We start from the raw sequence: 2,921 nt of genomic DNA on the forward strand, positions 1-2,921 counted from the left end.
CGTTGCGATATTAACAGCGAACACAGCTCCTTCAGGACCTTTGGATCAAATCACTGTGGGCACGGTAGTGGACAAGGCTCAAGGCATCGTCATGAAATCAGCCTTTGATGCTGGCATTCAAACAGCCATCATGGGCGGTAAATTTGGTGATCATATCACCCATAATATCCAAACGGCAGGAGTTAATGCCATTGCAGATCAAGTTATCCATGAGGTTGGTCAATTAAAACATGAATCTGATAAAGCGATTGAAGTAGAAAAAATTCACCCGAATTTAAAAGATTTAACAACCGATACAATCAAAATAAACTCAGCTGTTCATATGGCAATGCATGCGGGTACTGGTGCTTTAACAGCAGCGGCATTGAAGAAAGACCCTGCTATTGGTGCTTTTGCAGCAATGATTGGAGAGCTTGTTGCAGAACAGCATCTCAATTCAGCTGATCCAAGAACCATGACAGAAGCAGAGCGTGACCAGTACGCACAGGCAGCCGTTGATTATGGTAAAATGGCAGGAGCTTTAACAGCCTTTTTTATCACAGAAGGCCGTGAAGATATTAGCTATGCCGCTGATATCGCAGAAAGATCTGCCAAGTATAATACGATTGCTGATCAGAAACTTGTTGAATATCGTAATAAGCTAAAAGAAGCTGCTGGTAAAAAACTTGTTGAAGCTGGCTATATGACTCAAGCTCATCTTGATGAGCATTATGCAGATTTATCATTGGGCGATATGGCTGATATCTATACGAAGCAAAAGACAGTCTTTCGTTTAGAGACAGTCAGTGATGTTGAGAACTTAACAGGAGACTTAAAGAAAAAAGTCATTGCAGAGCTAGAGCGAATAGCTGGTGCAAAGCTTGCTTATGAAGCTGGTGATGATTCTCTTGGAACATCAGCGCGTTATGCTGCTGGTAAAAGCCTGGAGTGGCTTGTTAAGGAAGCAAAAGCCGTCGCACAAGCAAGTCAAGAGATCCACGCCCGGACGAATGATGTTCTGATCGATCCGAATGCCGGCCTCACACGCCAAGACTGGGAAAGACTCAAACGTCAAGATCGTTTTGATTATATGAACGATTTTGGCTCAGTTCTGCTTGGAAACTATGAAGAGAGTGCTGAGTACCGCAACCTTGCTTTGGGTTCAGGTGCCGTGAAGGTTGCAAAGGACGCAGCAAGTGTTGGCTGGAGTGCTTTGAAATGGACAGGACGCTCAACAGGAGAAGTTATAGGCGCCTTCCTCGGAATGGGCAGTGACAGAGCCATTGCCAATGGCCGTGCTGCAGGTGATTTTTTACCGGACATCGTTGTCTTAGTTGGAACAGGAGGCCTATCAAGTGCTGGTAGAGCCACAGTTCAAGGCGGCGTTGCAATCGCAAATGGCATTGAGAAAGCAGCCGTATTTACAAAGAACATGGTTCAGACCGCTGGAACGATGACCAGAGGCGGAGAACTCGCTTATGCTGGTGCGGGAGTTGGTTCAAGCACGAGTAAAGTTGGCGCCGCTGTTCGAGGTGCAGAGATGGGTAATCTTGCACGCGAGGGTGTTTCTGGTGCAAGAGAAGCCGCAGCTGGCATCAGTGAAAAATCTGTTGCCAAGGACATGAGTCCTAGGGTAAAAAATGTAGAGAGTGGGGCAAGTTCAAGAATTGGATTTAAGGGGCGAGATTATGTCCGCGACATGGAAAATCGTTCTGGAGTACCAATTAATTCTCAGCAAAGAGGACTTTTGAAAGAAGCTCTTCAAGGGAAAGATTTTAAAAAGTTGAGCCCTGAGGCTAAGAAAATGCATGGTGAAGAATATAGAAATGTAAAAAAGGATGTTATCCAAACTTGGGAAAAAGAAACTGGGAATAAATGGCCTACTTATCAAGAAAATTATTATGGGAAGAGTGGGAATGTTGTTGCTAAAAAAGGCGCACCTTACCAAGCGCATCATATCATTCCACAAAATGTTGGTGGACCTAATGAGTGGTGGAATTTTCACCCACTAGAATTTAAAGATCACCAACAATGGATTCATACTAACCAAAGTCCTTTAACTGATATCATGAGGAGTGTTAAATGAGTACTGAAAAATATCCTTATTTAAAAAAATATATAGATAGTAATGTAGATGAGTTTGATAATTATTTTGAGAAAGTAACCCTTCAAGAAATTATTGACGCTGAAACAGCATTAAATTTGAAATTTCCGTCTGAACTAAAAGAGTTTTATTTAGAGATTGGTTGTGGATTTATTGTCAGGCCTCATAATCCACCTAAAGACTATCGGTTTTTTGGTACAAATCGTATCAATGCTCCTAACTTAATTGTGCAAATGTTTGAAGAAGGGCCTGAAAGTGGTTTAGTGTCACAGGATTTTCTAGATGATATGGAGCCAGGCGATCTTCCCTTTTTTGAAATTAGTGATTCATCAAGTTTTATGGTTATGAAAACGCAAAGCGATAATCCTAATGCTGTTTGGTATATGGGTTATAAAAAAATTGAAGATTCATTGGAGCAGTTTATTTGGAATTTGTATTACAAAGATCCTGATTATTATTCAGAAGATTGGTGAAATCTTATAAGTACTTATGCTCTGAAAGTATATTCTCATAAATTGAAGATCGGAAAGATCAAAGAATCAATTGCTTAGAGTATTTTCTTGTAAGCCGTCTCTCGAGCAGCTTTTTTGTCTCTTGCTCTCTTCCGGTGCATGATGTCCATTCCAAAGAAATGCATGCCAAAAGCAAGGGTAGCTGGGGCCGTAAGAGCAAACAAGACTCAGAGCACCATAGCGATCGAGTGAATCGCAACAGTTACGAGTCTGAAACAGGATCTGTCTCCTTTGTCTCCAAAAATGATGCAACAATGGTTGCTCCTAAAGTAAGAGCTGCAGAAGACTTTGAGTTAGTCTCAACAGAAGGCATAGCAAGCCTGAAG

General features: G+C 41.8%; 3 protein-coding genes. All 3 read left to right on the plus strand.

Annotated features, from left to right (window positions below):
* Positions 1–2,065 (plus strand): hypothetical protein (locus KBF71_08990; GenBank protein ID MBP9878447.1); only part of this gene is annotated, 2,065 nt, incomplete at its 5' end.
* Positions 2,062–2,556 (plus strand): SMI1/KNR4 family protein, encoded by a 495-nt coding sequence (locus KBF71_08995; protein MBP9878448.1) that lies wholly within the window; start codon positions 2,062–2,064, stop codon positions 2,554–2,556. The genes KBF71_08990 and KBF71_08995, both read left to right, overlap by 4 nt.
* 158 nt (positions 2,557–2,714) lie before the next feature.
* Positions 2,715–2,921: hypothetical protein (locus KBF71_09000; protein MBP9878449.1), on the plus strand; the 207-nt coding region annotated here is incomplete at its 3' end.

It is taken from the genome of Alphaproteobacteria bacterium, assembly GCA_018063245.1.
GTDB lineage: Bacteria > Pseudomonadota > Alphaproteobacteria > JAGPBS01 > JAGPBS01 > JAGPBS01.

Excerpts from the sequence above, each read along its gene's own strand:
- KBF71_08995 (MBP9878448.1), top strand. The coding sequence starts at position 2,062 with ATGAGTACTGAAAAATATCCTTATTTAAAAAAATATATAGATAGTAAT.